This window comes from Streptomyces sp. f51 (assembly GCF_037940415.1).
Classification (GTDB): Bacteria; Actinomycetota; Actinomycetes; order Streptomycetales; family Streptomycetaceae; genus Streptomyces.
This window is the reverse complement of record NZ_CP149798.1, coordinates 6,579,108-6,604,144: the sequence shown is the minus strand read 5'-3', so window position 1 is coordinate 6,604,144 and position 25,037 is coordinate 6,579,108. Positions and strand designations below refer to the sequence as shown.

The 25,037-nt window shown below is 71.9% G+C and carries 22 protein-coding genes and 2 tRNA genes; 11 read left to right on the top strand and 13 right to left on the bottom strand.

Going from position 1 to position 25,037, the window contains the following annotated elements:
• Positions 1 to 77: 77 nt before the first annotated feature.
• From WJM95_RS28610 to WJM95_RS28600, 3 genes are all read left to right on the top strand, one after another.
• Entirely contained in the window at positions 78 to 1,061 is a 984-nt protein-coding gene (locus WJM95_RS28610) for a lysylphosphatidylglycerol synthase transmembrane domain-containing protein (protein ID WP_339132880.1), read from the top strand.
• A gap of 126 nt (positions 1,062 to 1,187) precedes the next feature.
• Positions 1,188 to 1,952 carry a crotonase/enoyl-CoA hydratase family protein gene (locus WJM95_RS28605; RefSeq protein ID WP_339132878.1) on the top strand — a complete coding sequence of 255 codons (765 nt, stop codon included), beginning with the start codon at positions 1,188 to 1,190 and terminating at the stop codon, positions 1,950 to 1,952.
• Positions 1,953 to 2,222: 270 nt separating this feature from the next.
• Complete coding sequence (locus WJM95_RS28600; RefSeq protein WP_339132876.1) at positions 2,223 to 3,308, top strand: mechanosensitive ion channel family protein; 1,086 nt, start codon at positions 2,223 to 2,225, stop codon at positions 3,306 to 3,308.
• A 36-nt stretch (positions 3,309 to 3,344) separates the two neighbouring features.
• On the opposite strand, the gene WJM95_RS28595 is transcribed toward WJM95_RS28600, so the two are convergent.
• On the bottom strand, positions 3,345 to 4,898 hold the full coding sequence (locus tag WJM95_RS28595; protein WP_339132874.1) for a M1 family metallopeptidase: 1,554 nt from the start codon (positions 4,896 to 4,898) through the stop codon (positions 3,345 to 3,347).
• A 310-nt stretch (positions 4,899 to 5,208) separates the two neighbouring features.
• On the opposite strand from WJM95_RS28595, the gene WJM95_RS28590 reads away from it, so the two are divergent.
• The 3 genes from WJM95_RS28590 to WJM95_RS28580 all read left to right on the top strand — a co-directional run bounded on the left by WJM95_RS28590 (position 5,209) and on the right by WJM95_RS28580 (position 9,728).
• Positions 5,209 to 7,428 (top strand): NADP-dependent isocitrate dehydrogenase, encoded by a 2,220-nt coding sequence (locus tag WJM95_RS28590; RefSeq protein WP_339132872.1) that lies wholly within the window; start codon positions 5,209 to 5,211, stop codon positions 7,426 to 7,428.
• Positions 7,429 to 7,606: 178 nt separating this feature from the next.
• The gene (locus tag WJM95_RS28585) at positions 7,607 to 8,668 is read left to right on the top strand and encodes a right-handed parallel beta-helix repeat-containing protein (RefSeq protein ID WP_339132869.1); all 1,062 of its coding nucleotides are present in this window, start codon (positions 7,607 to 7,609) and stop codon (positions 8,666 to 8,668) included.
• 31 nt (positions 8,669 to 8,699) lie between these two features.
• Positions 8,700 to 9,728: a methyltransferase gene (locus WJM95_RS28580; RefSeq protein WP_339132867.1), complete on the top strand. Its 1,029-nt coding sequence runs from the start codon at positions 8,700 to 8,702 to the stop codon at positions 9,726 to 9,728.
• A gap of 82 nt (positions 9,729 to 9,810) precedes the next feature.
• On the opposite strand, the gene WJM95_RS28575 is transcribed toward WJM95_RS28580, so the two are convergent.
• The 7 genes from WJM95_RS28575 to WJM95_RS28545 form a co-directional block, all read right to left on the bottom strand.
• Positions 9,811 to 10,143, bottom strand: coding sequence for a TcmI family type II polyketide cyclase (locus WJM95_RS28575; RefSeq protein ID WP_339132865.1), 333 nt, complete (start codon positions 10,141 to 10,143; stop codon positions 9,811 to 9,813).
• A gap of 30 nt (positions 10,144 to 10,173) precedes the next feature.
• Positions 10,174 to 10,653 carry an SRPBCC family protein gene (locus tag WJM95_RS28570; protein ID WP_339132863.1) on the bottom strand — a complete coding sequence of 160 codons (480 nt, stop codon included), beginning with the start codon at positions 10,651 to 10,653 and terminating at the stop codon, positions 10,174 to 10,176.
• Between the two features lies 1 nt (position 10,654).
• The gene (locus tag WJM95_RS28565) at positions 10,655 to 10,915 is read right to left on the bottom strand and encodes a phosphopantetheine-binding protein (RefSeq protein WP_037617929.1); all 261 of its coding nucleotides are present in this window, start codon (positions 10,913 to 10,915) and stop codon (positions 10,655 to 10,657) included.
• 29 nt (positions 10,916 to 10,944) lie between these two features.
• Positions 10,945 to 12,189 (bottom strand): ketosynthase chain-length factor, encoded by a 1,245-nt coding sequence (locus tag WJM95_RS28560; protein ID WP_339132861.1) that lies wholly within the window; start codon positions 12,187 to 12,189, stop codon positions 10,945 to 10,947.
• On the bottom strand, positions 12,186 to 13,454 hold the full coding sequence (locus WJM95_RS28555) for a beta-ketoacyl-[acyl-carrier-protein] synthase family protein (protein ID WP_339132859.1): 1,269 nt from the start codon (positions 13,452 to 13,454) through the stop codon (positions 12,186 to 12,188). The genes WJM95_RS28560 and WJM95_RS28555 overlap by 4 nt, the downstream gene beginning before the upstream one ends.
• Positions 13,451 to 13,933, bottom strand: coding sequence for a cupin domain-containing protein (locus WJM95_RS28550; RefSeq protein WP_339132857.1), 483 nt, complete (start codon positions 13,931 to 13,933; stop codon positions 13,451 to 13,453). The genes WJM95_RS28555 and WJM95_RS28550 overlap by 4 nt, the downstream gene beginning before the upstream one ends.
• Before the next feature lie 68 nt (positions 13,934 to 14,001).
• A complete protein-coding gene (locus WJM95_RS28545; RefSeq protein ID WP_339132855.1) occupies positions 14,002 to 15,126 on the bottom strand; it encodes a SchA/CurD-like domain-containing protein in 1,125 nt (374 codons plus the stop codon).
• 233 nt (positions 15,127 to 15,359) lie between these two features.
• Between WJM95_RS28545 and WJM95_RS28540 the strand changes: the two genes are divergently transcribed.
• Positions 15,360 to 17,027: an FAD-dependent monooxygenase gene (locus WJM95_RS28540; RefSeq protein ID WP_339132853.1), complete on the top strand. Its 1,668-nt coding sequence runs from the start codon at positions 15,360 to 15,362 to the stop codon at positions 17,025 to 17,027.
• Positions 17,028 to 17,135: 108 nt separating this feature from the next.
• Here the strand turns inward: WJM95_RS28540 and WJM95_RS28535 are convergent.
• From WJM95_RS28535 to WJM95_RS28520, 4 genes are all read right to left on the bottom strand, one after another.
• A tRNA-Pro gene (locus tag WJM95_RS28535) sits at positions 17,136 to 17,209 on the bottom strand.
• A gap of 169 nt (positions 17,210 to 17,378) precedes the next feature.
• Positions 17,379 to 18,146, bottom strand: a complete 768-nt coding sequence (locus WJM95_RS28530) for an NPP1 family protein (protein WP_339132850.1) — start codon at positions 18,144 to 18,146, stop codon at positions 17,379 to 17,381.
• Positions 18,147 to 18,372: 226 nt separating this feature from the next.
• Positions 18,373 to 19,455 (bottom strand): maleylacetate reductase, encoded by a 1,083-nt coding sequence (locus WJM95_RS28525; RefSeq protein ID WP_339132848.1) that lies wholly within the window; start codon positions 19,453 to 19,455, stop codon positions 18,373 to 18,375.
• Positions 19,452 to 20,315 carry an intradiol ring-cleavage dioxygenase gene (locus tag WJM95_RS28520; protein WP_339132846.1) on the bottom strand — a complete coding sequence of 288 codons (864 nt, stop codon included), beginning with the start codon at positions 20,313 to 20,315 and terminating at the stop codon, positions 19,452 to 19,454. Before WJM95_RS28520 ends, WJM95_RS28525 begins: the two co-directional genes overlap by 4 nt.
• A gap of 221 nt (positions 20,316 to 20,536) precedes the next feature.
• Here WJM95_RS28520 and WJM95_RS28515 point away from each other — a divergent pair, with 221 nt between their 5' ends.
• Complete coding sequence (locus tag WJM95_RS28515) at positions 20,537 to 21,073, top strand: NUDIX hydrolase family protein (protein WP_339132844.1); 537 nt, start codon at positions 20,537 to 20,539, stop codon at positions 21,071 to 21,073.
• A gap of 120 nt (positions 21,074 to 21,193) precedes the next feature.
• The gene (locus WJM95_RS28510) at positions 21,194 to 23,314 is read left to right on the top strand and encodes a SpoIIE family protein phosphatase (RefSeq protein ID WP_339132842.1); all 2,121 of its coding nucleotides are present in this window, start codon (positions 21,194 to 21,196) and stop codon (positions 23,312 to 23,314) included.
• Between the two features lie 40 nt (positions 23,315 to 23,354).
• Here the strand turns inward: WJM95_RS28510 and WJM95_RS28505 are convergent.
• A tRNA-Pro gene (locus tag WJM95_RS28505) sits at positions 23,355 to 23,428 on the bottom strand.
• Positions 23,429 to 23,528: 100 nt separating this feature from the next.
• On the opposite strand from WJM95_RS28505, the gene WJM95_RS28500 reads away from it, so the two are divergent.
• Together WJM95_RS28500 and cobF are read left to right on the top strand one after the other, a co-directional pair.
• The gene (locus WJM95_RS28500; RefSeq protein WP_339132840.1) at positions 23,529 to 24,053 is read left to right on the top strand and encodes a DUF309 domain-containing protein; all 525 of its coding nucleotides are present in this window, start codon (positions 23,529 to 23,531) and stop codon (positions 24,051 to 24,053) included.
• A 194-nt stretch (positions 24,054 to 24,247) separates the two neighbouring features.
• Complete coding sequence (cobF, locus tag WJM95_RS28495) at positions 24,248 to 25,018, top strand: precorrin-6A synthase (deacetylating) (protein ID WP_339132838.1); 771 nt, start codon at positions 24,248 to 24,250, stop codon at positions 25,016 to 25,018.
• Positions 25,019 to 25,037 lie beyond the last annotated feature (19 nt).

The window sequence follows — 25,037 nt, the reverse complement described above, 5'->3', positions numbered from 1 at the left end:
CGGCTTGCCCCGGGTGTCAGCCGCCGTCCGCGCGCCCGCAACCTCGCGTTGGTGCGGCGCGGAAAGCCTCTCCCGATGTGACAGCCGTACGACTTCCCCGGGCGCTGCCCCGGCTCCCCCGCCGTCTCGTCCTGCGCCCCGCCGTCCGGCCGGTCCTGTGCCTGCTCCCGCTCGCGCTGGTCCTCGTGGTGGCCGTGCGCCACCGGTCCGTGCTGGTCGAGGGTTTCGGTCATCTGCGGTCGGCCGAGTGGCCCTGGCTCGTGGCGGCGGCCGCCGCGACCTGTCTGACCTGGGTGGCCGCGGCCGTGACCCGTCAGGGCGCCGTCATGGAACGGCTGCCCGCCCGCAGGCTGCTGGCCACGCAGTTCGCCGCGGGCGCCGCGAACCATCTGCTGCCCACGGGGCTCGGCGCCGGGGCGGTCAACCTGCGGTTCATGACGGTGTGCGGAGTGCCGCTGGCCCGTTCGTCGGCCGCGCTCGCGCTGTATCTGCTGGCCGAGGCGGTCGCCCGGCTGACCCTGCTCCTCGGCCTGCTGATCGCGTTCCCCGACGCGCTGCGGGTCGACGGCCTGCTTCCGGACGGCGCGGTCGCGCCCCTGCTGCTCGTCGCCGCGCTGGCCCTGTGCGGCGCGCTCGCGGTGCTCCTTCTCGTACGACGGCTGCGCGCGGCCGTGTTCTCCTTCCTGCGCACCGCCTTCGGGGAGGCCCGCTCGGTGCACAGCCGCCCGTCCCGTGCGCTGGCCCTGTGGGGCGGCTCGCTGGCCTTCCCGCTGCTCCAGGCCGCCGGACTGGCCTCGGTCGGACGGGCCCTCGGCCTCCCGGTGTCCCCGACGCACATGATGATCGCGTATCTGGCGGCGACGATCGCGGTCGCGATGGTGCCGACGCCCGGCGGGCTCGGCTCGGTGGAGGCGGCGCTGGTCGTGACCCTGGTCGCGGCGGGCGGCCCGGTGGCCGTGGCGACGGCGGTGGTGCTCGCGTACCGGATCATCACCGTGTGGCTGCCGCTGCTGCCGGGGGCGCTGACGCTCGGCGCGCTGGTCCGCTGGAAGGTGATCTGACACGCGGGAGCGGGGTCGCCCCGAGGGGCTGGGGCGCCCAGGGTCGTGCGTCGTGGCGCCGGTTGTGATACCGAGGAGTAACCACGGCGCGCGGTGTGGCGCGCCGGCCGCCGAAGGGACAGCGCGATGCCGGTCCGTAGCGAACGTCAGGGTCACGTCACCACGGTCGTCCTCTCACGGCCCGCGGCCCGCAACGCGGTGGACGGACCGACCGCGGCCGAACTCGCCGACGCCTTCCGCGTGTTCGAGGCCGACGAGTCCGCGCGGGTCGCCGTGCTCTGGGGCGAGGGCGGCACCTTCTGCGCGGGCGCCGACCTGAAGGCCATCGGCACCGAGCGGGGCAACGCGGTGGCCGAGGAGGGTGACGGGCCGATGGGGCCCACCCGGCTGCGCCTGACCAAGCCGGTGATCGCGGCCGTCGCCGGGCACGCCGTGGCCGGCGGCCTCGAACTGGCGCTGTGGTGCGATCTGCGGGTCGCCGAGGAGGACGCCGTCTTCGGGGTGTTCTGCCGCCGCTGGGGCGTGCCGCTGATCGACGGGGGCACGGTCCGGCTGCCCCGGCTCATCGGCACGAGCCGTGCGATGGACCTGATCCTCACCGGCCGTCCGGTCCAGGCCCGGGAGGCGTACGAGATGGGGCTCGCCAACCGTCTCGTCCCGGCCGGCCGGGCCCGCGCCGAGGCCGAGCGGCTGGCCGCCGAGATCGCCGCCTTCCCCCAGTCCTGTCTGCGCAGCGACCGTGCCTCGGTCCTCGACCAGGAGGGCCTGGTCGAGAAGGAGGCCATGCGGACCGAACTCCTGCACGGCATGGGCGTGTTGAAGGAGGGCATGGAGGGCGCGGCCCGGTTCGCGTCCGGCGCGGGACGGCACGGTTCCTTCGGCGGGCAGTGACGCCCGCGCACCCCGTCCGGGCGCACGGGGCACGGCAGTTGGGCCCGGCGGCCGTCACGGAAACCCAAGAGCGGTCCCGTACGGGGCTGGTGACGAAGGGGCGGTCGGATGCGGCAGGATGAGCGGTCTCCCGGGCGAAGATGATCATTCGTCCGGGCACGACCGCGCGTCCCCGGATTCGAGCAGGTGGCAAGTGACGACACAGCACATTCGGCCCACGGGCCCTCACCCCGGCCCCGCCGACGGCCCCGGCCCGCGAGGAGGTCGTCGATGAAGCGCTCCGTCACCGTGGACGACCTGATGATCGCCGGAATAGCCGTGGCGGCCGGGCTGCTGGCGGCGTTCCTGCTGCGGATGCTGCTGCGCTGGCTCGGCAAGCACGCCGAGCGCACCCGCTGGAGCGGGGACGACGTCATGGTGGACGCGCTGCGCACCGTCGTGCCGTGGTCCGCGGTGGCCGGAGGCGTCGCCGCGGCGGCAGCGGTGCTTCCGCTGACCGCGCCGGTCGGCCGCACCGTCAACCGGTCGCTGACCGTGCTGCTCATCCTGGTCGCGACGATCACCGCCGCGCGGCTGATCGCCGGCCTGGTCCGCTCGGTGACCCAGTCCCGCTCGGGCGTCGCCGGTTCGGCCACCATCTTCGTGAACATCACCCGGGTCGTGGTGCTGGCGATCGGCTTCCTGGTCGTCCTCCAGACCCTGGGCATCTCGATCGCGCCCCTGCTCACGGCCCTGGGCGTGGGCGGTCTGGCCGTCGCCCTCGCGCTCCAGGACACCCTCGCCAACCTCTTCGCGGGCGTGCACATCCTCGCCTCGAAGACGATCCAGCCGGGTGACTACATCCAGCTGAGCAGCGGGGAGGAGGGATACGTCGTCGACATCAACTGGCGCAACACCACGGTCCGTCAGCTCTCCAACAACCTGGTCATCATCCCCAACGCCCAGCTCTCGGGCACCAACATGACCAACTTCACCCGGCCCGAGCAGCGGATGACGCTCACCGTGCAGGTCGGCGTCGGCTACGACAGCGACCTCGACCACGTCGAGCGGGTCACGAACGAGGTGGTCGCGCAGGTGATGACCGGGATCGACGGCGCCGTGCCGGAGCACGAACCCGCCGTGCGTTTCCACACGTTCGGCGACTCGCGCATCGGTCTGACCGTGATCCTCGGTGTGGGCGAGTTCAGCGACCAGTACCGGATCAAGCACGAGTTCATCAAGCGCCTGCACAAGCGCTACCGGGAAGAGGGCATCCGGATTCCGTCGCCCGCCCGGACGGTCGCGATCCAGACCGGCGCGGCGGGCTTCCTGGAGACGGCCATTCCGCATCAGCGCGAGGCCGCCAAGCGTCCCTGAGCACGGGCGCAAGCGACTGGACCACGACGGGCCGGGTCAGAGCGTGGCGGTCGAGTCCGGGTAGTGGCCGGGCTCGCGGTGGCGCGGTGCGACCAGGCTCGACACCACCGGGGTGACCGTCCAGTCCGGGTGGTTGGGCATACGGGGTGTCTTCGTCCCGTAGAGCCAGTCGTTGAGGAAGCCCGATTGGTCCGTGCCGGAGATCTCGGTCGCGACCGCGATGTAGTCCGCGGTGGTCGCCGAGCCGTTGCGGTGGCGGTCCAGGAAGGTGCGCTCGATGCGGTGGAACACGTCCTCGCCGACGAGTTCCCGCAGCGCGTAGAGGACCAGCACGCCGCCCAGGTAGCGCTGGCTGTCGAACAGGTTGACGGCGTTCGGCGCGGCGACGGGTCCCGAGGACTGGCGCCACTGGTCGCCCCGGGCGTACGTGTCCTTCATCCGGGCTTCCATGGTGGTCAGCCCCAGCGAGTCCGCCCAGCCGCGCTCGTAGCGGTACAGGAGCCCGTAGAAGTCCGCGTGCCCCTCGTTCAGCCACAGGTCGGCCCAGTCGGCGGGGCTGACGCTGTTGCCGAACCAGGAGTGGACCAGCTCGTGCATCATGTGCGAGCCGATCTTCTTCTCCTCCTGGAGCAGGAAGTTCGGCTTGTAGAGCGTGAGGGTCTGGGTCTCCAGGCCCGTGAAGTCGAAGGCGTTCGGGTCGTCGGAGTTGCAGGGCAGCAGCCCGTACGTCTCGAACGGATAGGCGCCGAGCCGCTGTTCCAGCCAGTCGACGAGACCGGGGGTGAGCGCGAGCGCCGGCTCCAGAGCGGCGGCCCGCGCCGTCGGGACGACGTCCCGCAGCCCCAGCCCGCCCGGCCCCTGCCGCTCCTTGACGGTGTAGTCGCCGACGGTGATCTGCACCAGTTCGGTGGCTATCGGGGAGGCCGAGCGGTACGTGTACGCGGTCCGGTCGCCGTCCAGGGTCTCGGTGCCGACCAGGGAGCCGTTCGCGACACCGCGCAGGGTGCTCGGCACGGTGACGCGGAAGCTGAAGTCCGCCTTGTCGGTCGGGTGGTCGTTGCACGGGAAGACGGTGTGGGCGGCGTCCGGCTGGGGGCACACCGCGAAGCCGTCGGGGGTGGGAACCCAGGCGGTGTGCGTGAGCTTCCTGGCGGGGTCCACGCCGTACTCGACACAGACCGCGACGGCGCGGTGCTCCGGCAGGGTCCGCGCGGGGGTGACCCGCAGCTTCTCCCCGACCTGCTCGAAGGCGGCCGCGACGGCGCCGACCCGCACCGCGCGCACGTCCAGGCCGAGGGCGTCGAGCGAGAAGCGGGAGAGGTCCTGCGTCGCCCTGATCATCAGGACCGCCTTGGCGTCGACCAGCCTGGTCGTGGCGTCGTACGAGAAGTCGAGGTGGTACGCCTCGACGCGGTAGCCGCCGTTGCCGAGGGACGGGAAGACGGAGTCGCCCAGGGTCTCCGCGCCCGGGGTGCCCTGATCGGCCCGTGGGGCCAGGGGCAGCGCCGAGGCGGTGGGGGCGACGGCGAGGGCGGCTGCGGTGCCGAGCAGCGCGGCCGCAGGGGCCGTCACTCGGGTGCGATATCTCATGGTTCGCTTTCGTTCGGGCGACGGAGGGCCGGAGGTCCGCCACGGGATGAGGTGCGCGATCAGGTACGCGTCACCTTCTGTACGCGCGGGCGGGCGGCCCGGTTGCGGTTCCGTTTTCACTCCGGTCGACATGTTCACATCAGGAAGCTCCGGACGGATGCCCGCGTGTTCGCGCCGCGGGCCGCCTCCGGCGCGGGCGGCCGGTTTCCACCACGCCCGGTCCGACGCGGAACGGACCCCTGTCGAGCCGGGGGCGCTCACGAGATATCTTGATGTCGAGCAATGTTGCAGACGTGGAGCGGAGCACCCGGTGACTGACTCGACCATCATTTACACGCACACTGACGAGGCCCCGGCCCTGGCGACGTATTCGTTCCTGCCGGTCGTCCAGGCGTACGCCTCGCAGGCGGGTGTCACTGTGGAGACCCGTGACATCTCGCTGGCCGGGCGCATCATCGCCCTCTTCCCGGAGTTCCTCCAGGAGGACCAGCGCATCGCGGACGCCCTGTCCGAGCTCGGTGAGCTGGCCAAGACGCCCGGCGCGAACATCATCAAGCTGCCGAACATCTCGGCGTCGATCCCCCAGCTGAAGGCCGCGGTCGCCGAGCTCCAGGCTCAGGGCTACGCGCTTCCGGACTACCCGGACGACCCGAAGTCGGACGAGGAGCGCGACATCCGCGCCCGGTACGACAAGGTCAAGGGCAGCGCCGTGAACCCGGTCCTGCGCGAGGGCAACTCCGACCGCCGCGCCCCCGCGTCGGTCAAGAACTACGCCAAGAGCCACCCGCACCGCATGGGCACGTGGTCGTCCGAGTCGAAGACGAACGTCGCCACCATGGGCGTCGACGACTTCCGCTCCACGGAGAAGTCCGCGGTGATCGCCGAGGCCGGCACGCTGCGCATCGAGCTGGTCGGCGACGACGGCTCCACCACCGTGCTGCGCGAGTCCGTACCCGTCCTCGCGGGCGAGGTCGTGGACGCGTCCGTCATGCACGTCGCGCCGCTGCGCGAGTTCCTGACCGCGCAGATCGCCCGCGCGAAGGCCGAGGACGTGCTGTTCTCGGTGCACCTGAAGGCCACGATGATGAAGGTCTCCGACCCGATCGTCTTCGGTCACGTGGTGCGCGCCTTCTTCCCGAAGACGTTCGCGGCGCACGGTGAGACGCTCGCCGCCGCGGGTCTGACCCCGAACGACGGTCTCGGCGGCATCTTCAAGGGCCTGGAGTCCCACCCCGAGGGCGCGGAGATCAAGGCGTCCTTCGACGCCGAGCTCGCCGAGGGCCCGGCCCTCGCGATGGTCGACTCCGACAAGGGCATCACCAACCTGCACGTGCCGTCCGACGTCATCGTCGACGCCTCGATGCCGGCCATGATCCGCACCTCCGGCCACATGTGGGGCCCGGACGGCCAGGAGGCCGACACCCTCGCGGTCCTGCCGGACTCCTCCTACTCCGGCGTCTACCAGGCCGTGATCGAGGACTGCCGCGACAACGGCGCCTACGACCCGTCGACCATGGGCTCGGTCCCGAACGTCGGCCTCATGGCGCAGAAGGCCGAGGAGTACGGCAGCCACGACAAGACCTTCGAGATCCCGGTCACCGGCACGGTCCGCCTGGTCGACGCGGCCGGCGACGTGGTCCTGGAGCAGGCGGTCTCCGCCGGCGACATCTTCCGCGCCTGCCAGACCAAGGACGCGCCGATCAAGGACTGGGTGAAGCTCGCCGTCACCCGCGCCCGCGCCACCGGCTCCCCGGCCGTGTTCTGGCTGGACGCGACCCGCGCCCACGACGCCAACCTGATCGCCAAGGTCGAGCAGTACCTGACCGAGCACGACACCGAGGGCCTGGACATCCGCATCCTGGCCCCCGTCGAGGCCACCAAGCTGTCGGTGGAGCGCATCCGCCGCGGCGAGGACACCATCTCGGTGACCGGCAACGTGCTGCGCGACTACCTGACCGACCTGTTCCCGATCCTGGAGCTGGGCACCAGCGCCAAGATGCTGTCGGTCGTCCCGCTGATGGCGGGCGGCGGCCTGTTCGAGACGGGCGCCGGCGGTTCCGCGCCCAAGCACGTCCAGCAGCTCGTCAAGGAGGACTACCTGCGCTGGGACTCGCTCGGCGAGTTCTTCGCGCTCGTGCCGTCCCTTGAGCAGTTCGCGAAGACCACCGGCAACGCCCGCGCCCAGGTCCTCGCCGACACCCTCGACCGCGCCACGGCGACCTTCCTCGAGGAGGACAAGTCCCCGACCCGTCGCGTCGGCGGCATCGACAACCGCGGCAGCCACTTCTTCCTGTCCCTGTACTGGGCGCAGGAGCTGGCCCGTCAGACGGACGACGCGGACCTCGCCAAGGCGTTCGCCCAGCTCGCCGAGACGCTGAGCGCGCAGGCGGAGACGATCGTCGGCGAGCTGAACGCGGTCCAGGGCAACCCGGCCGACATCGGCGGCTACTACCAGCCCGACCCCGCCAAGGCCGCGAAGATCATGCGCCCGTCCGCCACGTGGAACGAGACGCTGGCGAACCTCGCCTGATCCACCGCTCCACCCACGCACCACCTCGCGGACACGCCTCCGCCCCCGCCGCCCCGGCCGGACTCTCCGGCCGGGGCGGCGTCGTCGTACCGTCCTCCCCGGCGCGTCACGGTGACGGAGCGGGCCACCTGGAGGAGCAGCGGTGGCGGTGGGCAACGGCCGTTCATAGCTTCGGCCCATGACCAGACAACAGATGGCCTACCTCGCCTGCACGGCGGTCGTCGTCGCGTCGGGAGTGGGCGCAGCCCTGCCCGCCGACCATCCGTCGGTGCACCTGGTACGCCCGGGTGAATCCATCCAGAAGGCCGTGGACTCGGCGCGCGCGGGCGACACCGTCGTCGTCGCCCCCGGCACCTATCACGAGAGCGTCACCGTCACGGTGAAGGACCTGACGCTGCGGGGCGCGAGCGCCCGGTCCACCGTCATCGTGCCGAACACGGCCGCCACCGACGCCTGCGGCAAGGCGGGCAACGGCATCTGTGTGACGGGGACCGACGCCAAGCGCCTCTCCGGCGTCACCGTCGCCTCACTGACCGTCAGGGGCTTCTCCAAGCAGGGCCTGTGGGCGACCGGGACCGACCGGCTGACCGTGCGCGGGGTGACCGCCGAGAAGAACGGCCAGTGGGGCATCGCCGAGGAGCGGTCCGTGCGGACCAGGTTCGTCCGCAACACCGCGAAGGACAACGGCGACGCCGGTGTGTTCCTTTCCAACACGGTCGCCACCGAGGAGGGAGCCCGCGACACCCGGGGCACGGTGGTCGCCCACAACCTGCTGAGCGGCAACCGCATCGGCATCACGGTGCGGCGGCTGCGGAACCTGACGGTCGCCCGCAACGAGGCCACCGGCAACTGCACCGCGGTGTTCGTCGTGGGCGACGAGAACAAGCCGCGCGTCGGCGACCTGTCCGTGCGCCGCAACTACATCCACGCCAACAACAAGTCCTGCCCCAAGACCGCCCGGCTGCCCGCCCTCCAGGGCTCGGGGATCGTCCTCACCGGGGCGGAGGACACCCGGGTCACGCACAACCGGGTCGAGGACAACGTGGGCACGTCCCCGCTGTCCGGCGGCATCGTGCTGTTCAAGAGCTTCGTGGGCGCGCTCAGCGAGCGCAACGAGGTCCGCGACAACGTGCTGCTGCGCAACGGCCCCTCCGACCTCGCCAACCGCGACACGGCCGGCAAGGGCAACACGTTCCGGAGCAACACGTGCAAGGTCTCCGAGCCCGCCGGAATGTGCTGAGTACGGCACGACACCAGAATCGAGGCATTGAATGACCACTGTGGAACAGAGTCCCCCGCCGTCCATGCAACTGCGGGAACTCGTCTTCGGCGCGGCGCGGGCCGCCGCCGTGCGCGCCGCCGCCCGGCTGGGCGTGGCGGACGCCCTCGACGACGTCCCCATGAGCGCCGACGAACTGGCCGCCGCGGTGAAGACCCAGCCGGGGACCCTGCGCCGGCTGCTGCGCGCCCTGTCCTGCCAGGGCGTCTTCACGGAGCGTCCCGACGGCACGTTCGCGCACACGGACATGTCCCGGCTCCTGCGCGAGGACGACCCGAACAGCCTGCGCTACATCGCCCTGTGGTGCACCGAGCCGTGGACGTGGAACGTCTGGCCGAAGCTCGACGAGGCGGTCCGCTCCGGCCGGGGCGTCTTCGAGGACGTGTACGACAAGGAGTTCTTCCAGTACCTCAACGAGGACGCCCCGGAATCCGCGCACGTCTTCAACCGGGCCATGACGACGTCCAGTTCGCAGTCCGCCCAGGACGTGGCGAAGCTCCTCGACCTGCGGGGCGTGCAGTCGGTCGCCGACATCGGCGGCGGCCAGGGTCACGTGGTGGCCAGCCTGCTGGAGAAGCACCCGGGCCTGCACGGCACGCTGCTCGACCTGCCGGGCGTGGTGGAGAACGCCGATCCCCGGCTGCGCGACGGCGGGGCACTGGCCGGCCGGGTGCGGATCGTGGCCGGCGACTGCCGTGAGGACATCCCGGTCCAGGCGGACGTGTACATCATCAAGAACATCCTGGAGTGGGACGACGCGAGCACCCGCAGGGCGCTCGCGAACGTCCGCGCGGCGGCCCGGCCCGGCGCCCGGGTCGTCGTCATCGAGAACCTCGTGGACGACACCCCGTCCATGCGGTTCACGACGGCCATGGACCTGCTGCTGCTCCTGAACGTCGGCGGTGCCAAGCACACCCGGCAGAGCATGATCGACCGGCTCACCGCCGCGGGCCTGGTCATCGGCGAGATCCGCCCGGTGAACCCCTATCTCCACGCCTTCGAGTGCACCGTCCCGGGCTGACCGGACGGCGCACGCCGAAAACCCGAGGCCGCCGGTTCCGCTTCGTCGCGGAGCCGGCGGCCTCGGGTCGTGTCACGGTGCCTCAGGAGGCGGTGTCCCGCTCCCAGCGGTAGAAGCACTGCGCCATGGCGTCCTTGGGGCTGCGCCAGGTCTGCGGGTCGTACGCGCTGACGTACGCGGAGAGTTCCTCGCTGACGCTGCGGAACTCGGGGTGTCCTGCCACCTTCGCGATGGCGGGGCCCGGGTCCCGTTCCGATTCGATGAGGTGCAGATACACGTCACCGAACTGGAAGAGGCTGCGCCGGTTGACCCCGATGAGGTGCGGGAGCTCACCCCGGTCGGAGGCGGCGAACACGTCGGAGATCGCCGGGGCCGAGCCGGGGGCCATACGGGCGACGATCAGGGCGTGATGCATCGGGTGTCCTTCCTGTTCCGGTTCGGCGGGTCAGCGGGGCATGGCGGCGGGGCTGCGGCGCTCACGGGCGGCCTGCTCGATCCGGTCCCGGATGAGGGCCATCTGGACGACGGAGTTGCGGTTGATGTTGTCCGTCATCCAGTCGTCGTCGACCGGGGCGTCGGGCTTCATCGCGAAGTCCTGCACCCAGCGCATGTGCGTGCCGGCCGGCGTCTCCTCGTACTCCCACCGGATGTTCATGTGCGCGAACGGTCCCGTCTCGACGCGGCGCGCCCGGACGGTCCGCCCGGGGCGGTCGACGGTGCGCTGCGAGACCCAGCTCCACACCTTGCCGTTCTCGTCCGGGTGCATGGTGAGCCGGAAGGTGGTCGTGTCGCCGTCCCGGGTCAGGATCTCCAGGGCCGCGTACTCGCTGAAGAGCCGCGGCCAGTTCTCGATGTCGTTCGTGATGTCCCACACGAGGTCGAGCGGGGCGTCGATGACGATGCTGTTCTCGGTGTGTCCGGGCACTTCAGGCTCCAGCCTTGAGGGTGTCGTTGACGAGGTCGAGGAACTCGCGCGGGGTCTTGCAGCGCTCGGCGTCGGGCGGCAGGGGCCGGCTGTACCGGTTCTCCAGTTCGCCGACGATGCCGAGCAGGCCCAGCGAGTCGAGTCCGAGGGTGCCGAACGGCGCGTCGAAGGACTGCGCGAGTTCGAGGGGGTCGACGGTGATCCCGGCCGCCTTCTTCATGAGCGCGGCCAGTTCGTCGACGGTCACTTCGGTGGTGATCATGCGGTGGTTCTCCTCACGTGCGGCCCGGACTAGCGGGCGCGGTCGCCGCGGCGCACGACCAGGGCGGCGTTGGACCCCATGAGTCCTCTGCTGAGGACCAGGGCCGTGCGCAGTTCGGCGGGGCGGGCGTTCGACGTCACCAGGTCGAGGTCGTGGCAGACGTCGAACACGTTGGGGGTGGGCGGGATCTGGCCGTGCTCCATGGCGAGGACCGCGGCCGCGGTGTCGAGCAGGGGTGCCCCGCAGTAGGCCCGTCCGATGCCGGTCTTGGGCGCCGTGACGGGTACCCGGGTGCCGTGCGCCCCGAGGGCGTCGGCGATGGCCAGGGCTTCGGCGCGGTCCGCGGCCGGGACGCCCAGGGCGTCGGCGAAGACGACGTCGATCTCCTCCGGGGCGCAGCCGGCCTCGGCGAGGGCGCCCCGGATCGCGTGGGCGAGCCCCTCCCTCGACCGCTCCCACTGCGAGGCCCCGGTGAACGTGGCCGCGTGTCCGGCGACCAGGGCCCGGATCCCGGCTCCCCGTTCGCGTGCCCGTCGTTCGTCCTCGACGACGAGCATGGCGCCGCCTTCCGCGGGCACGAAGCCGCAGGCTCCCTCGGTGAAGGGGCGGTAGGCGCGCGCGGGGTCCTCGACGGTGCTCAGTTCGGGGTAGCCGAGCTGGCAGACCATCGAGTACGGGGCGAGCGGCGCCTCGGCGGCGCCGACGAGCATCGCGCCGGTGCCGCGCCGCACACCGCGGGCGGCGTGCGCGACGGCGTCCAGTCCTCCGGCCTCGTCGCTCGCGACGACTCCGCAGGGACCCTTGAACCCGCCGCGGATGGAGATCTGGCCGGTGCTGGCGGCGTAGAACCAGGCGATGGACTGGTAGGGCCCGACGAACTTGGAGCCCTGGCCCCACAGTTTCTGGAGTTCGCGCTGGCCGAACTCGCCGCCGCCTGATCCGGCGGCGGTGACCACGCCGACGTCGTACGCGTCCTCGGGGGCGCCCGCTCCGAGGCCCGCGTCGTCGAGGGCGAGAACGGTCGCGGCCAGCGCGAAGTGGCTGAAGCGGTCGGTCTGGACGAGGAAGCGTTCTTCGATGAGGTCCGCGGCGTCGAAGGCCCGTACCTCGCCGGCGACGCGCAGCGGCAGATGTCCGCAGCCCTCGCGGGTGATGCCGTCCAGGACGCTGAGGCCTTCCCTGACGGACTTCCAGTAGGCGTCGGCGCGCAGTCCGTTGGGCGCGATGACACCGATGCCGGTGACGGCCGCGTTCCGGGGGCGCTGAGTGCTCATCGTGTCCTCCCAGCCGGCCCGGTCAGGAGCACCGCGGACTGGAATCCGCCGAAGCCGCTGCCGACGGAGAGCACATTCCTGAGCTTCCGCTGGCGTGCGGTGCGCGGCACGTAGTCCAGGTCGCACTCGGGGTCGGGGGTCTCGTAGTTCGCCGTGGGCGGCACCACCTGGTGCTTCAGGGCGAGGACGCAGGCGACGACCTCGATCGCGCCGATCGCGCCCAGTGAGTGGCCCACCATGGATTTGATGGAGCTCATCGGTGTCCGGTGGGCGTGCTCGCCCAGGGACCGTTTGACGGCGGCGGTCTCGTGCCGGTCGTTCTGCCGGGTGCCGGAGCCGTGCGCGTTGACGTAGTCGATGAGCGTGGGGTCGAGCCGGGCCTGGTCGAGCGTGCTGTCGATGGCCCGGGACATCTCCAGGCCCTCACTGGTGAGCCCGGTCATGTGGTAGGCGTTGCCGTAGGTGGCGTAGCCGCCGATCTCGCAGTAGATGTGCGCGCCGCGGGCCCTGGCGTGCTCGTACTCCTCCAGGACCAGGACGGCCGCACCCTCGCCCATGACGAAGCCGTTGCGGTTGGCGTCGAAGGGCCGGGAGGCGTGCTCGGCGTCGTCGTTGTCGGGCGACGTGGCCTTGATGGCGTCGAAGCAGGCCATCGTGATCGGGGATATCGGCGAGTCGGACGCCCCGGCTATGCAGACGTCGGCCCGGCCTTCCTCGATGGTGTGGAAGGCGTATCCGACCGCGTCGAGTCCTGAGGTGCACCCGGTCGAGACGGTCTGCACCGGTCCCTGTGCCCCGAACTGTTCGGCGACGACCGAGGCGAGGGTGCTGGGCGCGAACGCGAGGTGGAGTTTCGGGTCGGCCGCGCGGTGGTCCACGTCCCAGCGCTTGCCCGACTCGCTGACCTGGACGTAGTCGTGTTCGAGACGGGTGGTGCCGCCGACGGCGCTGCCCAGGGAGACGGCGACGCGCCACGGGTCTTCCCGGCCCGGGTCGAGACCGGAGTCGCGGACGGCCTCTCCGGCCGCGACCACGGCGAACTGGATGTACCGGTCGGTGTGTTCGATCAGCTCGGGGTCCAGGCCGTGCGCGAGCGGGTCGAAGTCGCATTCGGCGGCTATGCGCGAGCGCAGGCCCACCGGGTCGAAGAGCGTGATCCCCCGGGTCGCGGTGCGGCCGCCTTCGAGGAGGTCCCAGAACGCCTTTGTCCCGGTACCGCCCGGAGCGACCACACCGATGCCGGTGACGGCCACCCGCCGCGTCACTTTATGGCCCCGCTTCGCTCGGACGACTGTCCGTGGTCGGGCGCGGACAGGTTGGGCACGGCGGTCATGAACTCGGGGCTCGGCACGGAGTCGTCGGTGGCCTCCGTGTCGACATGGCCGAGGCTCGGACGCGGGGCGAGCGGGCCGAGGTGGAAGACCATGCGGGCCTCCTCGTCGCCGACGTTGCGGAAGCGGTGCCGCATGTCGATCGGGATGAGCAGGCCCTGGTCGGGCCGGAGCGCGAACGCCTCACCGTCCAGGTCCACTTCGAGGGCGCCGCTGACCACGTACACGAACTCCTCGGAGTACGGGTGGTAGTGCTCACCGATGCGCTCGCCGGGCTGGATGATGGCGAGCCCCATGAAGCCGCTGGTGGACCCCGCCGTGGCGGGTGTGAGCAGGGCCCGGACGTCTCCTCCGCGCCTGCGGTTGGGTTCCGTCTCGCTCAGGTCCACGATGCGTGGATGGTGCTGGATCATGCTTGAACCTCCGGGTGTGGCGAGGACGTCGGATGGGACGTCCTGGGGACGCGGGCTGCGGCGCTCCGTCAGGAGTCCGCCGAGCTCCGGTCGGTGATGGGCAGCATGTCGGCGTGCGACAGGAGGCGGTTGATGTTGCGTTCCGTCTCCAGGGAGCCCTCGACGCCGATCGCGGGACCGTCGAGGAGACGCTCCAGTTCGGCGGCCTTCCTGGCGCCCTTGAGGCCGAGGGAGGCGACGGGGTCGCGGTCGAGGTCGCCGGTGATGTCGATGAGCCGCACCACGATGTCGTCGCGCTGGAAGACGGTGCTGCTGTACACGGGGCTGTTCCTGTCGTCGGCCGCGGCCTCGTCCTGGTGGGCGAGCAGCCGGGCCAGTTCCATGCCGCAGCCGGGCCTGGCCGGGTAGAACAGCGCGTGCCGGGTCACCTTGGCGGGCTCCTCGCGGCCGGAGACCACGTGGTGCACGGCGGGCAGCGCGGCACGGGTGAAGAAGACCCGGGCCGAGTCGGGGTCGCTCAGATCCCGGTCCTGCTCCAGGTAGGGATTGATGGCCTCCTCGACGGCGCGGACCTCGGGCTGGCGCGACACGTGGCGCAGCGCTGCCAGGAGGTCGCCCTCGACCTCCACGGCCCGTACGACCCGGTTGCCGTGCATGAACAGCGAGGTGCGGCGCAGCCGGGTGGTGTCGTCGACCTTGGCCTCGGGCGACTCGTAGCCGGCCAGGATCTCCGCGACCTTCGACTCGGATCCGGGCTTGACGGTGAAGGTGAGTGCGTGGCGCGCGACTCCCTTGCCCTCGCGGGCCTCGACCTGGAGGGCCGACCTGGCCGTCTCCGGGGTGAGCGGCTCGGCGGGGCTGGTCTCGCGCAGGATGCTGTAGCGCATCGACCGGGTGTCCCGGACGCAGCTGTGCATGGGCCGGACGGTCTCGACGTGCTCCTCGCTGTTCACCCAGGCGAGGAAGGGCGGTGCGCTCTCCCACTCGCTGGTGATGAGCCACTGCGAGGGGTTCTCGATCGACTGGCAGAGCTGGTCACTGATGTGACCGGGGACCGAGGCGACCTGGTTGCGCATGAGCTCGTAGGCGTCGAGGAACTGCTGCTGTGCGCCCTCGTACAGGTCGAGCAGCAGGATCACCCGCAGCTTCGAGCCGTCGAAGGCCGACTGCGCGATACGTCCCGAGTTGGACATTGCGGCATACCTCTCTTCTTCGTCACGGAAGTCCGGAACGACCGCGGTATCCGAAACGCCGGGGCCGCCATGTGCTGATCGTTGCCGCGTACCCGGGACCGCGCGAGCCCCACGGGTCAGGCGAGTGAACCGCGCGCCATCCGGGTGCCCCTGCCGCGCGAACCGGCCCGCACCGGGCATGGAATCTGCATCCCATCCCTGACTCGCGTCCAAGGGGGCGCTGGAGGCAATCGATGAACCGATTCGAAGAGGCCGGCGAGAACGGTCTCCACACGCCCGTCCTCATCGTCGGCGGCTCACTGGTGGGCCTCTCGACCTCGCTGTTCCTCGGGCGCCTCGGCGTGCCGCACATCCTGGTCGAGCGGCACGCGGGTACGTCGAGGCATCCGCGCGGGCGCGGCAACAACGTGCGCACCATGGAGATCTTCCGGGTGGCCGGGGTGCAGCGGCGCATCGAGGAGGCGGCGTCCGTGCTCGCCGACAACCACGGCATCCTCCAGACGCCGACCCTGGTGGGCGACGCCGGTGAGTGGCTGTTCAAGGAGATCGACCCCGGCGGCGGACTGGCCCGGTTCAGCCCGGGGGCGTGGTGCCTGTGCAGCCAGAACGACCTCGAACCGGTCCTGCTGAAGAGCGCCGCGGAGCTGGGCGGCGATCTGCGGTTCTCGACCGAGCTGATGTCCTTCGAGCAGGACTCCGAGGGGGTGACGGCGAAGGTCAAGAGCCGGGAGACCGGCGAGCACACGACGATCCGCGCGGACTATCTCGTCGCGGCGGACGGTCCGCGCAGCCCCATCCGGGACACGCTGCGCATCGGCCGGACCGGTCCTGGCGACCTGTTCCACAACGTGAGCCTCACGTTCACCTCGCGCGGTCTCGCGGAGGTCGTCGGGGACCGGCGGTTCATCGTCTGCTACCTGACCGACCCGGAGGCGGACGGCGCCCTGCTGCCCGTGGACAACAAGGAGCACTGGGTCTTCCACGCTCCCTGGCACCCCGAACACGGGGAAACGCTGGAGGAGTTCACGGACGAGCGGTGTGTGGAGCACATCCGGCGGGCCGTCGGCGTACCGGATCTGGATGTGGAGATCACCGGCCGGGCGGCCTGGCACGCGGCCGAGCGGGTCGCCGAACGGTACGCGCAGGGGCGGGTGTTCCTGGCCGGCGACTCGGCCCACGAGATGTCCCCGACGGGGGCGTTCGGCTCCAACACCGGTATCCAGGACGCCCACAACCTCGCCTGGAAGCTGTCCGCGGTGCTGGCGGGCTGGGCGGGTCCAGGGCTGCTGAAGTCCTACGACGCCGAGCGCCGGCCGGTCGCGGAGGCGACGAGCGCGCGTGCCTCGTCGCGTTCGGTCGAGCACAGCCACCCCGGGTACACCCCGGAGCCGGGCGCGACCGGGCAGGGCGGCCCCGGCGGCAGGAAGGGCGGGATCCTCAACGTGGCGCTCGCGTACCGCTACCCGCGGGGCGCGGTCCTCGGCGCCGACACGACCGCGCCTGTGGTGCCCGAGGGCGTACGGCTGACGGGCGAGCCGGGGAGCAGGGCGCCGCATCTGTGGCTGACCCGCGCCGGCGCGCGGATCTCCTCCCTGGATCTGTACGAGCGTTCCATGGTGCTGCTGAGCTCGGCGGACGGGGCCGGTGCCTGGCACGAGGCGGCGCAGGACACGGCCCGTCAGCTGTCGGTCCCGCTCGACTCGTACCGGATCGGCGGCGGGCCCGAGGCGGACCTGGTGCCGGCGGGCGACACGGACTGGGCGCAGGTCCACGGGGTGGGCGCGGAGGGCGCGGTGCTGGTCCGCCCCGACGGCTTCGTCGCCTGGCGGTCCGAGGGGCCGTCGAAGGACCCGAGGACGACGCTGCGCAAGGCCCTGCTCACCTTGCTGGACCAGGCCTGACGCGCCCCTCGCGGGTGGTCGGCGCGAGCGCCGTCACCCGCGGGGCACGCGGAACGGCCGGAGGCCGTATCGGATGTCCGATACGGCCTCCGGCCACGACTTCTTCAGTCGGGACGACAGGATTTGAACCTGCGACCCCTTGACCCCCAGTCAAGTGCGCTACCAAGCTGCGCCACGTCCCGATGCGTCTCGCACGCGGTGGCCCGCGTGTTCGCGCACCCGAACCCTACCGCACGTCGGTGGACGTCCGCACACACACGGTCATCGCCGCAGCGCAGCAGGGGTCGGTGCCGGACGGCGCGGGGGCTCGGCGCCGTCCGGCGACGGAGGGGCCGGGGGTCCCGGGGCCGGTCAGGCGTTGGGGTCGAAGGCGATGCCGGCCGGCTTCGCCTTCGCCAGGTGGGAGTTGAAGCTGTCGTCCCTGAGGCCGAAGTGGGCGCTGCCGAAGTCGTACGAGGTCAGCTTGTCGCGGAGTCCTGCGGGGTAGCCGTTCCAGCCGACCAGGGTCGGGAACTGCCAGGTGTGGTGGGCGTTCTCCGGCGGCTCGTCGTTGGTGTTGGCGGGCCGGAAGCAGTGCGTGCCGATGCCGTCCTTGTGGTAGACGACCTTGGGGTGGGTTCCGTCCCAGCGGATCCGGTCCCGGTTGTAGATGTTGAAGTTGCCGTGCGCCGACGTGGAGACGTACTTCGCCTCGTTGTCCTGGACCCACACCACGACGTGTTCCCAGTCGTTGCGGTGCCCGCCGAGCCCGCTGCCGACGACGGCCTGGTCCTTCTCCATGTAGAGGCCGTAGATGATGGCGCACCAGCCGTTGTTGCACTTCTCGCGGGAGTACCCGTTGGTGTTGTCGAGGTCCCAGGGGTCGTGGCAGTGGCCGTTGAGCGCCCCGGAGGGCTTGAGGCCGGGGTTGATCGTCCCGTCCGGGCCGATGGCCGGGGTCGGGTAGCAGCCGTCGGTGTCGTAGTCGAAGGCCGGCTGGAACGTGCTCTCCAGTGCGTCCGCGTTCCCGGGCAGGGCCGTGGGCGGGTCGGCGAGGGCGTTGCCCGGGAAGGCGACGACCAGTGCGACGGCGCTGCCGAGGACGAGCGGGATCGTGCGGGCCCGCGAGCTTCTTGTCACTGCTTCCTCCAGGTCGACCGCGGCGTGGGGGCGGGGCAGACCAGGCGGTCGTCTTGGCATGCCCGGGTCAGCCTCCCGGGCGCACGGGAAAAACACCAGAGTCCGCGGGTGTCGGAGCGATGACGGATGCCCAACAGGAGCCACGGACATGCGAGTTGGGTGGCTCTGAAAACCACCCCGCGCCCAACTACCCCCCTCTGCGACCTGGTTACGGTGGGCGGTGCCGCTACGCGACCCCGCTCCGCGGCTCCCATCCCTCGTACGCGGCCGTCAGCAGCCCGAGGACGCCGCTCGCGGTCACCTCACGGGGGTTGGAGAAGGGTTCCGCCGCGACCTGGGCCGCCGCACGGGCCAAGTCACCTTCCTCCAGACCGAGTTCGGCGAGCGTACGGGGAGCGCCGAGGCTCACCGCGAGCTCCTGGAGAGCGCGGGGTACGTCGTCGGCGCCCAGGGCGCGCGCCAGGACGGCCATCGCCTCGGGCGCGGCGGCCGCGTTGTGGGCGAGCGTGTACGGCAGGACCACGGTGTGGGTCTCGGCGTGCGGCAGGCCGAAGGTGCCGCCGAGGACGTGGCACAGCTTGTGGTGCAGGCCCATGGTCGTCGCGCCGAGGCAGGAACCGCAGAGCCAGGCGCCGTACAGGGCCCGGCCGCGCGCCCGCGGATCGCCGGGGTCGGCGGCCACGCCGGGAAGCGCGCCGGTCATCGCCCGTACCCCCTCCTCCGCCATCAGCGAGACCAGCGGGGAGGCGTCCGGGGCGTACAGCGCCTCGACCGCGTGGGCGATGGCGTTGACCCCGCTGGTCACCGAGAGGGGGACCGGGAGCCCAAGGGTGAGGTCCGGGTCGTAGACGACGCAGCGCGGCTGTACGGAGGAGTCGCGTCCGGTGCGTTTGACGCCCTGCTCGGTCAGGCCCCACACGGACGTCATCTCGGAGCCCGAGTAGGTGGAGGGCACCGCGATCAGCGGCAGACCGGTGCGCAGCGCGATCGCCTTGCCCAGACCGATCGCGGAGCCGCCGCCGACGGCGACACACCCGTCGGCACCCGTCGCCCGCGCCACCTCGACGGCCTCGTCGGCGACTTCGACCGGGACGTGCATCCGGGCACCGGAGTGGACCCCCACGCAGCTGTCGCCCAGCGCGTCCGCGACCGCCTGCGCGGCCTCCGTGCCCCGGCTCCCGCACACCACGAGCGCCCGGTGCAGGCCGAGCCGCGCGGCCTCCCCCGGTGTGGCGGTCACCGAGGCGCCGGGCCGGAAGACGACCCGGGCGGGCCGGGTCTCGTGGGTGAAGTCGAGCGGGGTGGTCATGCAGGCTCCAGTACGAGGTCGAAGCGGGCGTGTCGGAAGGGGTTCGCGACGCCGAACTCCCGGGCCAGTGAGGGGTCGTCGGTCTCGGTGAAGTCCTGGACGAGGCTGCGCTTCACGGCGAAGACGGCGTCGGAGTCCAGATAGGGGCTGCCCGCCACGAAGATGTGCGTGGTGACGGGGGCGTGGCCCTCGGCGGAGGCGATGAAGTGGATGTGGGCGGGGCGCCAGGGGTGGCGTCCGGTCGCCCCGAGCAGGGCGCCGACCGGGCCGTCGACGGGGATCGGGTACGGGCTCGGCACACAGGTGCGGAACCGGAACCGGCCCTCGGCGTCCGTGGTGAACAGCCCGCGGCCGTTGCCGGGGGGCTGGAGGTCCGGCCGCTGAACGTCGTAGAAGCCCTCACCGTCCGCCTGCCACACGTCGAGGACCGCGCCGGGCAGCGGAGTGCCGTCCCGGGACAGCACCCGGCCGCTGACCACGCAGGGCTCGCCGGTACCCACCAGGTCGATGCTCGCGCCGAGTTCCCTCACCGGGGACCGCGTCAGGTGGAAGGGACCGAGGACCGTCGACTCCGTCGCGCCCGGGTCGTCGTGGCCGTTCAGGGTCTCGACCAGCATGGACACACCGAGCACGTCCGACAGCAGGATGAACTCCTGCCGGGTGTCCGTGCACATGCGTCCGGTCGCGGTCAGGAAGGCTATGGCGCTCTCCCACTCCCCCGTCGTGGGCCGTGTCTCGCGGACGAAGGCGTGCAGATGGCGGGTGAGCGCGCCGAGCAACTCGCGCAGCCTCGGATCGGGCGCTCCGGCGAAGCTCTCGGCGACGGCGTCGGTGATCCCCGTGCTGAATTCCATGGCCATACCGCTCCCGTGGTCCCGCCGGCCGCGCTGCCGGGCGTGCCCCAGGCTACGAGGCGGCGGGGGCGCGCGGTCCCCGGCCGGCGAACCCCCGTGCCGTGTCCGGCCGGGCGGGCCGAAACACCGTGGCCGATTCCGAAGAACACACAATGACCCTTTCCGTGAGGCATCGTTGACCTGGAGCATCACGCCCGCACCGGACGCACGGAAAGTATGATCAAGCAATGTCTGACTTGACCGAAACCACGCCCGGCTGGCTGTCCCGCGACGAACTGGAATCGGCCCGCGCCCGCATGCCGATCCTGTACGTCGAGGCCGTCCCCGTACGCGTCGACGACAACGGCGAGGTCACCCACATCGGGCTCCTGCTCCGCATCGGTCCGGACGGGACGGTCAGCCGCACCCTCGTCTCCGGACGGGTGCTGCACCACGAGCGGGTCCGCGACGCCCTGCTGCGCCATCTGGAGAAGGACCTCGGACCGGTGGCCCTGCCCCGGATCCCGGCCTCGCTCCAGCCCTTCACCGTCGCCGAGTACTTCCCGACGCTGGGGGTCACGCCGTTCCACGACCCGCGCCAGCACGCCGTGTCCCTGGCGTACATCGTGCCGGTCACCGGCGACTGCCGTCCCCGCCAGGACGCCCTCGACCTGGTCTGGTTCAGCCCGGAGGAGGCCGCCTCCCCCGTGGTCACGGACGACATGCCGGGCGGTCACGGCGTGCTGCTGCGGCAGGCGCTGGCGCACGTCGGACGGATCGGCTGACCCGGGGCCTCCACGGACGCCACGGGCCGCCGGTCCGCGGCGCTCCGGTGGCAGCGGTCGCCGGGCGGGGGTTGGATCGGGACGAGGCACCGTACCGACTCAGCGAAGAGGCGTTCCGTCGTGAGGGATGGACACCGTTCGAAGGCCGACCCGACGGACGAGGACCTGGGTGACGCGCTCCTGGACGCGCTGTTCTCCCGGTCCCCGGCCGGTCTGCACGTGTACGACGCGCGTCTGCGGCTGGTACGGGTGAACACGGCCGCGCGCCTGATGCGCGACTTCCCGACCGATCGCATGGTCGGGCGGTCGCTTTCCGCGATCCTCCGGGCGTTCGACGTCGCCGACCGTGCCGTCATCGAGCAGACGGCACGGCGCGTACTGGAATCGGGCCGTCCCGTGTTCGACCTGCCCGTCCGGCTCCGCAGCCGGCTCGAACCCGGCGTCGAGGCGGTCGTCTCGGTGGCCGTGCTCCGGCTCCAGCGCCCCGACGGGACCGTGGTCGGGGTAGCCGCCGCGCTGACCGACATCACCGCCCGGGTACGCGCCGAGGCGGGTCTGCGGCTGCTGAACGAGTCGGCCACCCGGGTCGGCACCACGCTGGACGTGTTCCGCACCGCCGCCGAGTTCTGCGACCTGGCCGTCCCCCGTCTGGCCGACACCGTGACCATCGACGTCTACGACACCGTGCTGCGCGGCCACGCGCCGACCCCGGACTCCCGCGAACGGGAGGCGGCCCTGCGACGCGCGGGATTCCGCTCGGTCGCCGGTCCCGAGCACCAGGGCGTACCCAAGGTGGGAGAGATCACCACCTATCCGCCCGGCACGCCCTACCGGACCGCCCTGGACACACTGGCGCCCAAGCTGATCGGGCGGCTGGACCAGGACGCCCCCTGGCTCGACCCGGAGCGACGGCGTGACGCCCGGATCCTGACCGCGGGCGTGCACTCGATCCTGCTCGTCCCCATCCGGGCCCGCGGCCTCGTGCTCGGACTCGCCTGCTTCTACCGGTGGCGCGCCCCGACCCCGTTCGACGACAAGGACCTGGCCCTGGCGGAGCAGCTGACCACGCATGCCGCGCTCTGTCTGGACAACGCCCGCCAGTACGGACGCGAACGCTCCACATCCCGCATCCTCACCGGCCGCCTCGCCCATCCGGCGACGCCGGGAGCCGCCGCGGTCGACCTCGCCCACGCCTATCTGCCCGCGGGCACGGGCGGCGCGTGGTTCGACGTCATCCCCCTGTCCGGGGCCAGGATCGCGCTCGTCGCCGGGGACACCGCCGGCTCTGCGGACACCGCCGATCCCGCGGCCATGGGCGAACTGCGCGCCGCGATCGAAGCGCTGTCCGACCTGGACCTGCCACCCGACGAGATCCTGGAACGGCTGCACGACCTCGCCAGCCGCCCCCAGCCGGTGCTGGCCGGCACGCCCGACCTCCCCCCGCGCGACACGGCCCCGGCCAGCTGCCTGTACCTGGTGTACGACCCCGTCACCCGCCTCTGTACGGCGGCGAGCGCCGGGCACCCGGCACCCGTCCTGCTGCACCGGGGCGGAGAGGTCGAAGCCCTCGACATCGCACCCGGCCCTCCGCTGGGCCGGGACATCGCCCTCTACCGGGTCACGGAGCGCGCCCTGCCCACGGGCACCACGCTGCTGCTCTACAACAACGCGCTCCTGGGCGGCGCCGCGGACACGGCCCGTTCGCTCGAGGACCTGATCGCGGGCGCCGTCACAGCGCCGGACGGGTCCCTCCAGGCGCTGTGCGACTCCCTCACCCGCGACCTGGGGGCCGACCGGCTCCACCACGACGCCTTCCTGCTCCTGGCCCGCACGCACACGCTCGGCCCCGACCAGACCAACACCTGGACGTTCGCCAACAGCCCCGCGAACGTCTCCCGGGCGCGGCAGGCCGCGGCCGCCCAGCTGGCAGGCTGGGGCGTCGCCGCCGACCTCGTCGACGACACCGCGCTCATCGTCAGCGAGCTGGTGACCAACGCCGTCCGGTACGCCGAGGGGCCGATCCAGCTGCGTCTGATCCTCGGCGAGACCCTCACCTGCGAAGTCACCGACGACAGCAGCACCGCTCCGCACCTGCGCCGGGCCCTGGAGACGGACGAGAACGGGCGCGGGCTCTTCATCACCGCGCAGCTCAGCCGCCGCTGGGGGGTCAGGGGCGGTGGCCGGGGCAAGGCGATCTGGGCCGAACAGGAAAGACGCCGGAGGCCGCCCTCTCATCTCTGAGAAGACGGCCTCCGACCTGCGACAATGAGGTAAACCTCTGTCGGGACGACAGGATTTGAACCTGCGACCCCTTGACCCCCAGTCAAGTGCGCTACCAAGCTGCGCCACGTCCCGGTGCCCTCACCCGCGGTTCCCCGCGTGATCGTGCGAACAGAACTTTACCCCACGCCGGGGGGCCGCTCCGCAGGGGGACGGGGCGCGCGACAATCGGCGTATGACCGGGACATCTGAGACGCGGCGAGCCGGCGGACGCGACAGGGACGCCGAGGGGCGGGCACGGAACGCCCGGCCCCGCGACGGACTGGGGCGCCCGCTGCCGTACGGCGAGGCCGGGGTGGAACGGGCGCCCGAGGGCGTCGTGCGCCGTCCCGTGCGCACGGTCGCCGAGGCTCAGGCGCTGCTGGACGCGGGCCGGCCGTTCCACGCGCACGAGGTCTTCGAGGACGCCTGGAAGTCGGGTCCCGAGGAGGAGCGCGGGCTCTGGCGCGGGCTGGCCCAGCTCGCCGTGGGCCTCACCCACGCGGCGCGGGGGAACGCGACGGGCGGCGCCCGGCTGCTGCGGCGCGGCGCCGGGGCGGTCGAGGAGTGGACGGCCACGACCGGACGGCCACGGCCCTACGACCTGGACCTCGCCGAAGTCATCCGCTGGGCGAGGGAGTTGGCGGCCGTCGTCGAGAGCGGCGACGAACGGGTCGACGCGGCACGGGAATCGCCCCGGCTGCGCGGCGGGGCCGGCTGACGAGGGTACGCGGCGGGGCCGGCTGACGAGGGTACGCGGCGGGGGCGGTGAGAGCGCCCGGTCGTCCGCCGGACGCCTGCCCGACGCCTGGCCATCGGGCATCCGGGCCACACGCGGGCCGGTGTCGGGGCGGGCGCGGGCCCGGGGTCCCGGCCGGTGCGTCCGCGGTCGGTGGCGTGCGGCAGACTCTCGGTGTGCGAAAGATTCATGTCATCGGCATCGGCGCGGGCGACCCCGATCAGCTCACGCTTCAGGCGGTCAAGGCGCTGAGGAGCACGGACGTGTTCTTCATCCTGGACAAGGGCGAGGTGAAGTCGGACCTGGTCCGGCTGCGCCGCGACATCCTCGACGCGCACGTACCCGAGGGGTCGTACCGCCTGGTCGAGGCGCGCGACCCGGACCGGGACCGGACCGCGGGCGGCTCGGCGTACTCGCCCGCCGTCGGGGACTGGCGCACGGCCCGGGCCGGCATCTACGAGCGGCTGATCACCGACGAACTGGGCGAGGACGAGAGCGGCGCGTTCCTGGTGTGGGGCGACCCCGCCCTGTACGACAGCACGCTCGGCATCCTGGAGGAGATCCTGGACCGGGGCACGGTGGCGTTCTCGTACGACGTGGTGCCCGGCATCAGCAGTGTCTCGGCGCTCGTCGCCCGGCATCGCACCGGGCTGAACCGGGTCGCGCGGCCGGTGCAGATCACCACCGGACGGCGTCTCGCCGAGGGCTTCCCGGACGGGGTGGACGACGTGGTCGTGATGCTCGACGCCCACCAGAGGTTCCGGCAGTACGCGGACGAGGACATGGACATCTACTGGGGGGCCTACATCGGCACCCCCGACGAGATCCTCGTCTCCGGTCCACTGGCCGAGGCCGCCCCCCGGATCGAGCGGTTGCGCGCCGAGGCCCGCGAACGCAAGGGATGGATCATGGACACCTATCTGCTGCGCAGGAATCCGGCCACGTAGGGCGTCCGGCCCGTACACC

Bases quoted from the DNA above. Each gene is read 5' to 3' on its own strand.
- WJM95_RS28500 (WP_339132840.1), top strand. From the start codon at position 23,529: ATGACCGGGACATCTGAGACGCGGCGAGCCGGCGGACGCGACAGGGAC.
- WJM95_RS28565 (WP_037617929.1), bottom strand. From the start codon at position 10,915: ATGATCACCACCGAAGTGACCGTCGACGAACTGGCCGCGCTCATGAAG.
- WJM95_RS28585 (WP_339132869.1), top strand. From the start codon at position 7,607: ATGACCAGACAACAGATGGCCTACCTCGCCTGCACGGCGGTCGTCGTC.
- WJM95_RS28515 (WP_339132844.1), top strand. From the start codon at position 20,537: ATGTCTGACTTGACCGAAACCACGCCCGGCTGGCTGTCCCGCGACGAA.
- WJM95_RS28600 (WP_339132876.1), top strand. From the start codon at position 2,223: ATGAAGCGCTCCGTCACCGTGGACGACCTGATGATCGCCGGAATAGCC.
- WJM95_RS28520 (WP_339132846.1), bottom strand. From the start codon at position 20,315: ATGGCCATGGAATTCAGCACGGGGATCACCGACGCCGTCGCCGAGAGC.
- WJM95_RS28525 (WP_339132848.1), bottom strand. From the start codon at position 19,455: ATGACCACCCCGCTCGACTTCACCCACGAGACCCGGCCCGCCCGGGTC.
- WJM95_RS28540 (WP_339132853.1), top strand. From the start codon at position 15,360: ATGAACCGATTCGAAGAGGCCGGCGAGAACGGTCTCCACACGCCCGTC.
- WJM95_RS28560 (WP_339132861.1), bottom strand. From the start codon at position 12,189: ATGAGCACTCAGCGCCCCCGGAACGCGGCCGTCACCGGCATCGGTGTC.
- WJM95_RS28575 (WP_339132865.1), bottom strand. From the start codon at position 10,143: ATGCATCACGCCCTGATCGTCGCCCGTATGGCCCCCGGCTCGGCCCCG.
- WJM95_RS28545 (WP_339132855.1), bottom strand. From the start codon at position 15,126: ATGTCCAACTCGGGACGTATCGCGCAGTCGGCCTTCGACGGCTCGAAG.
- WJM95_RS28605 (WP_339132878.1), top strand. From the start codon at position 1,188: ATGCCGGTCCGTAGCGAACGTCAGGGTCACGTCACCACGGTCGTCCTC.
- WJM95_RS28595 (WP_339132874.1), bottom strand. From the start codon at position 4,898: ATGAGATATCGCACCCGAGTGACGGCCCCTGCGGCCGCGCTGCTCGGC.
- WJM95_RS28550 (WP_339132857.1), bottom strand. From the start codon at position 13,933: ATGATCCAGCACCATCCACGCATCGTGGACCTGAGCGAGACGGAACCC.
- WJM95_RS28580 (WP_339132867.1), top strand. From the start codon at position 8,700: ATGACCACTGTGGAACAGAGTCCCCCGCCGTCCATGCAACTGCGGGAA.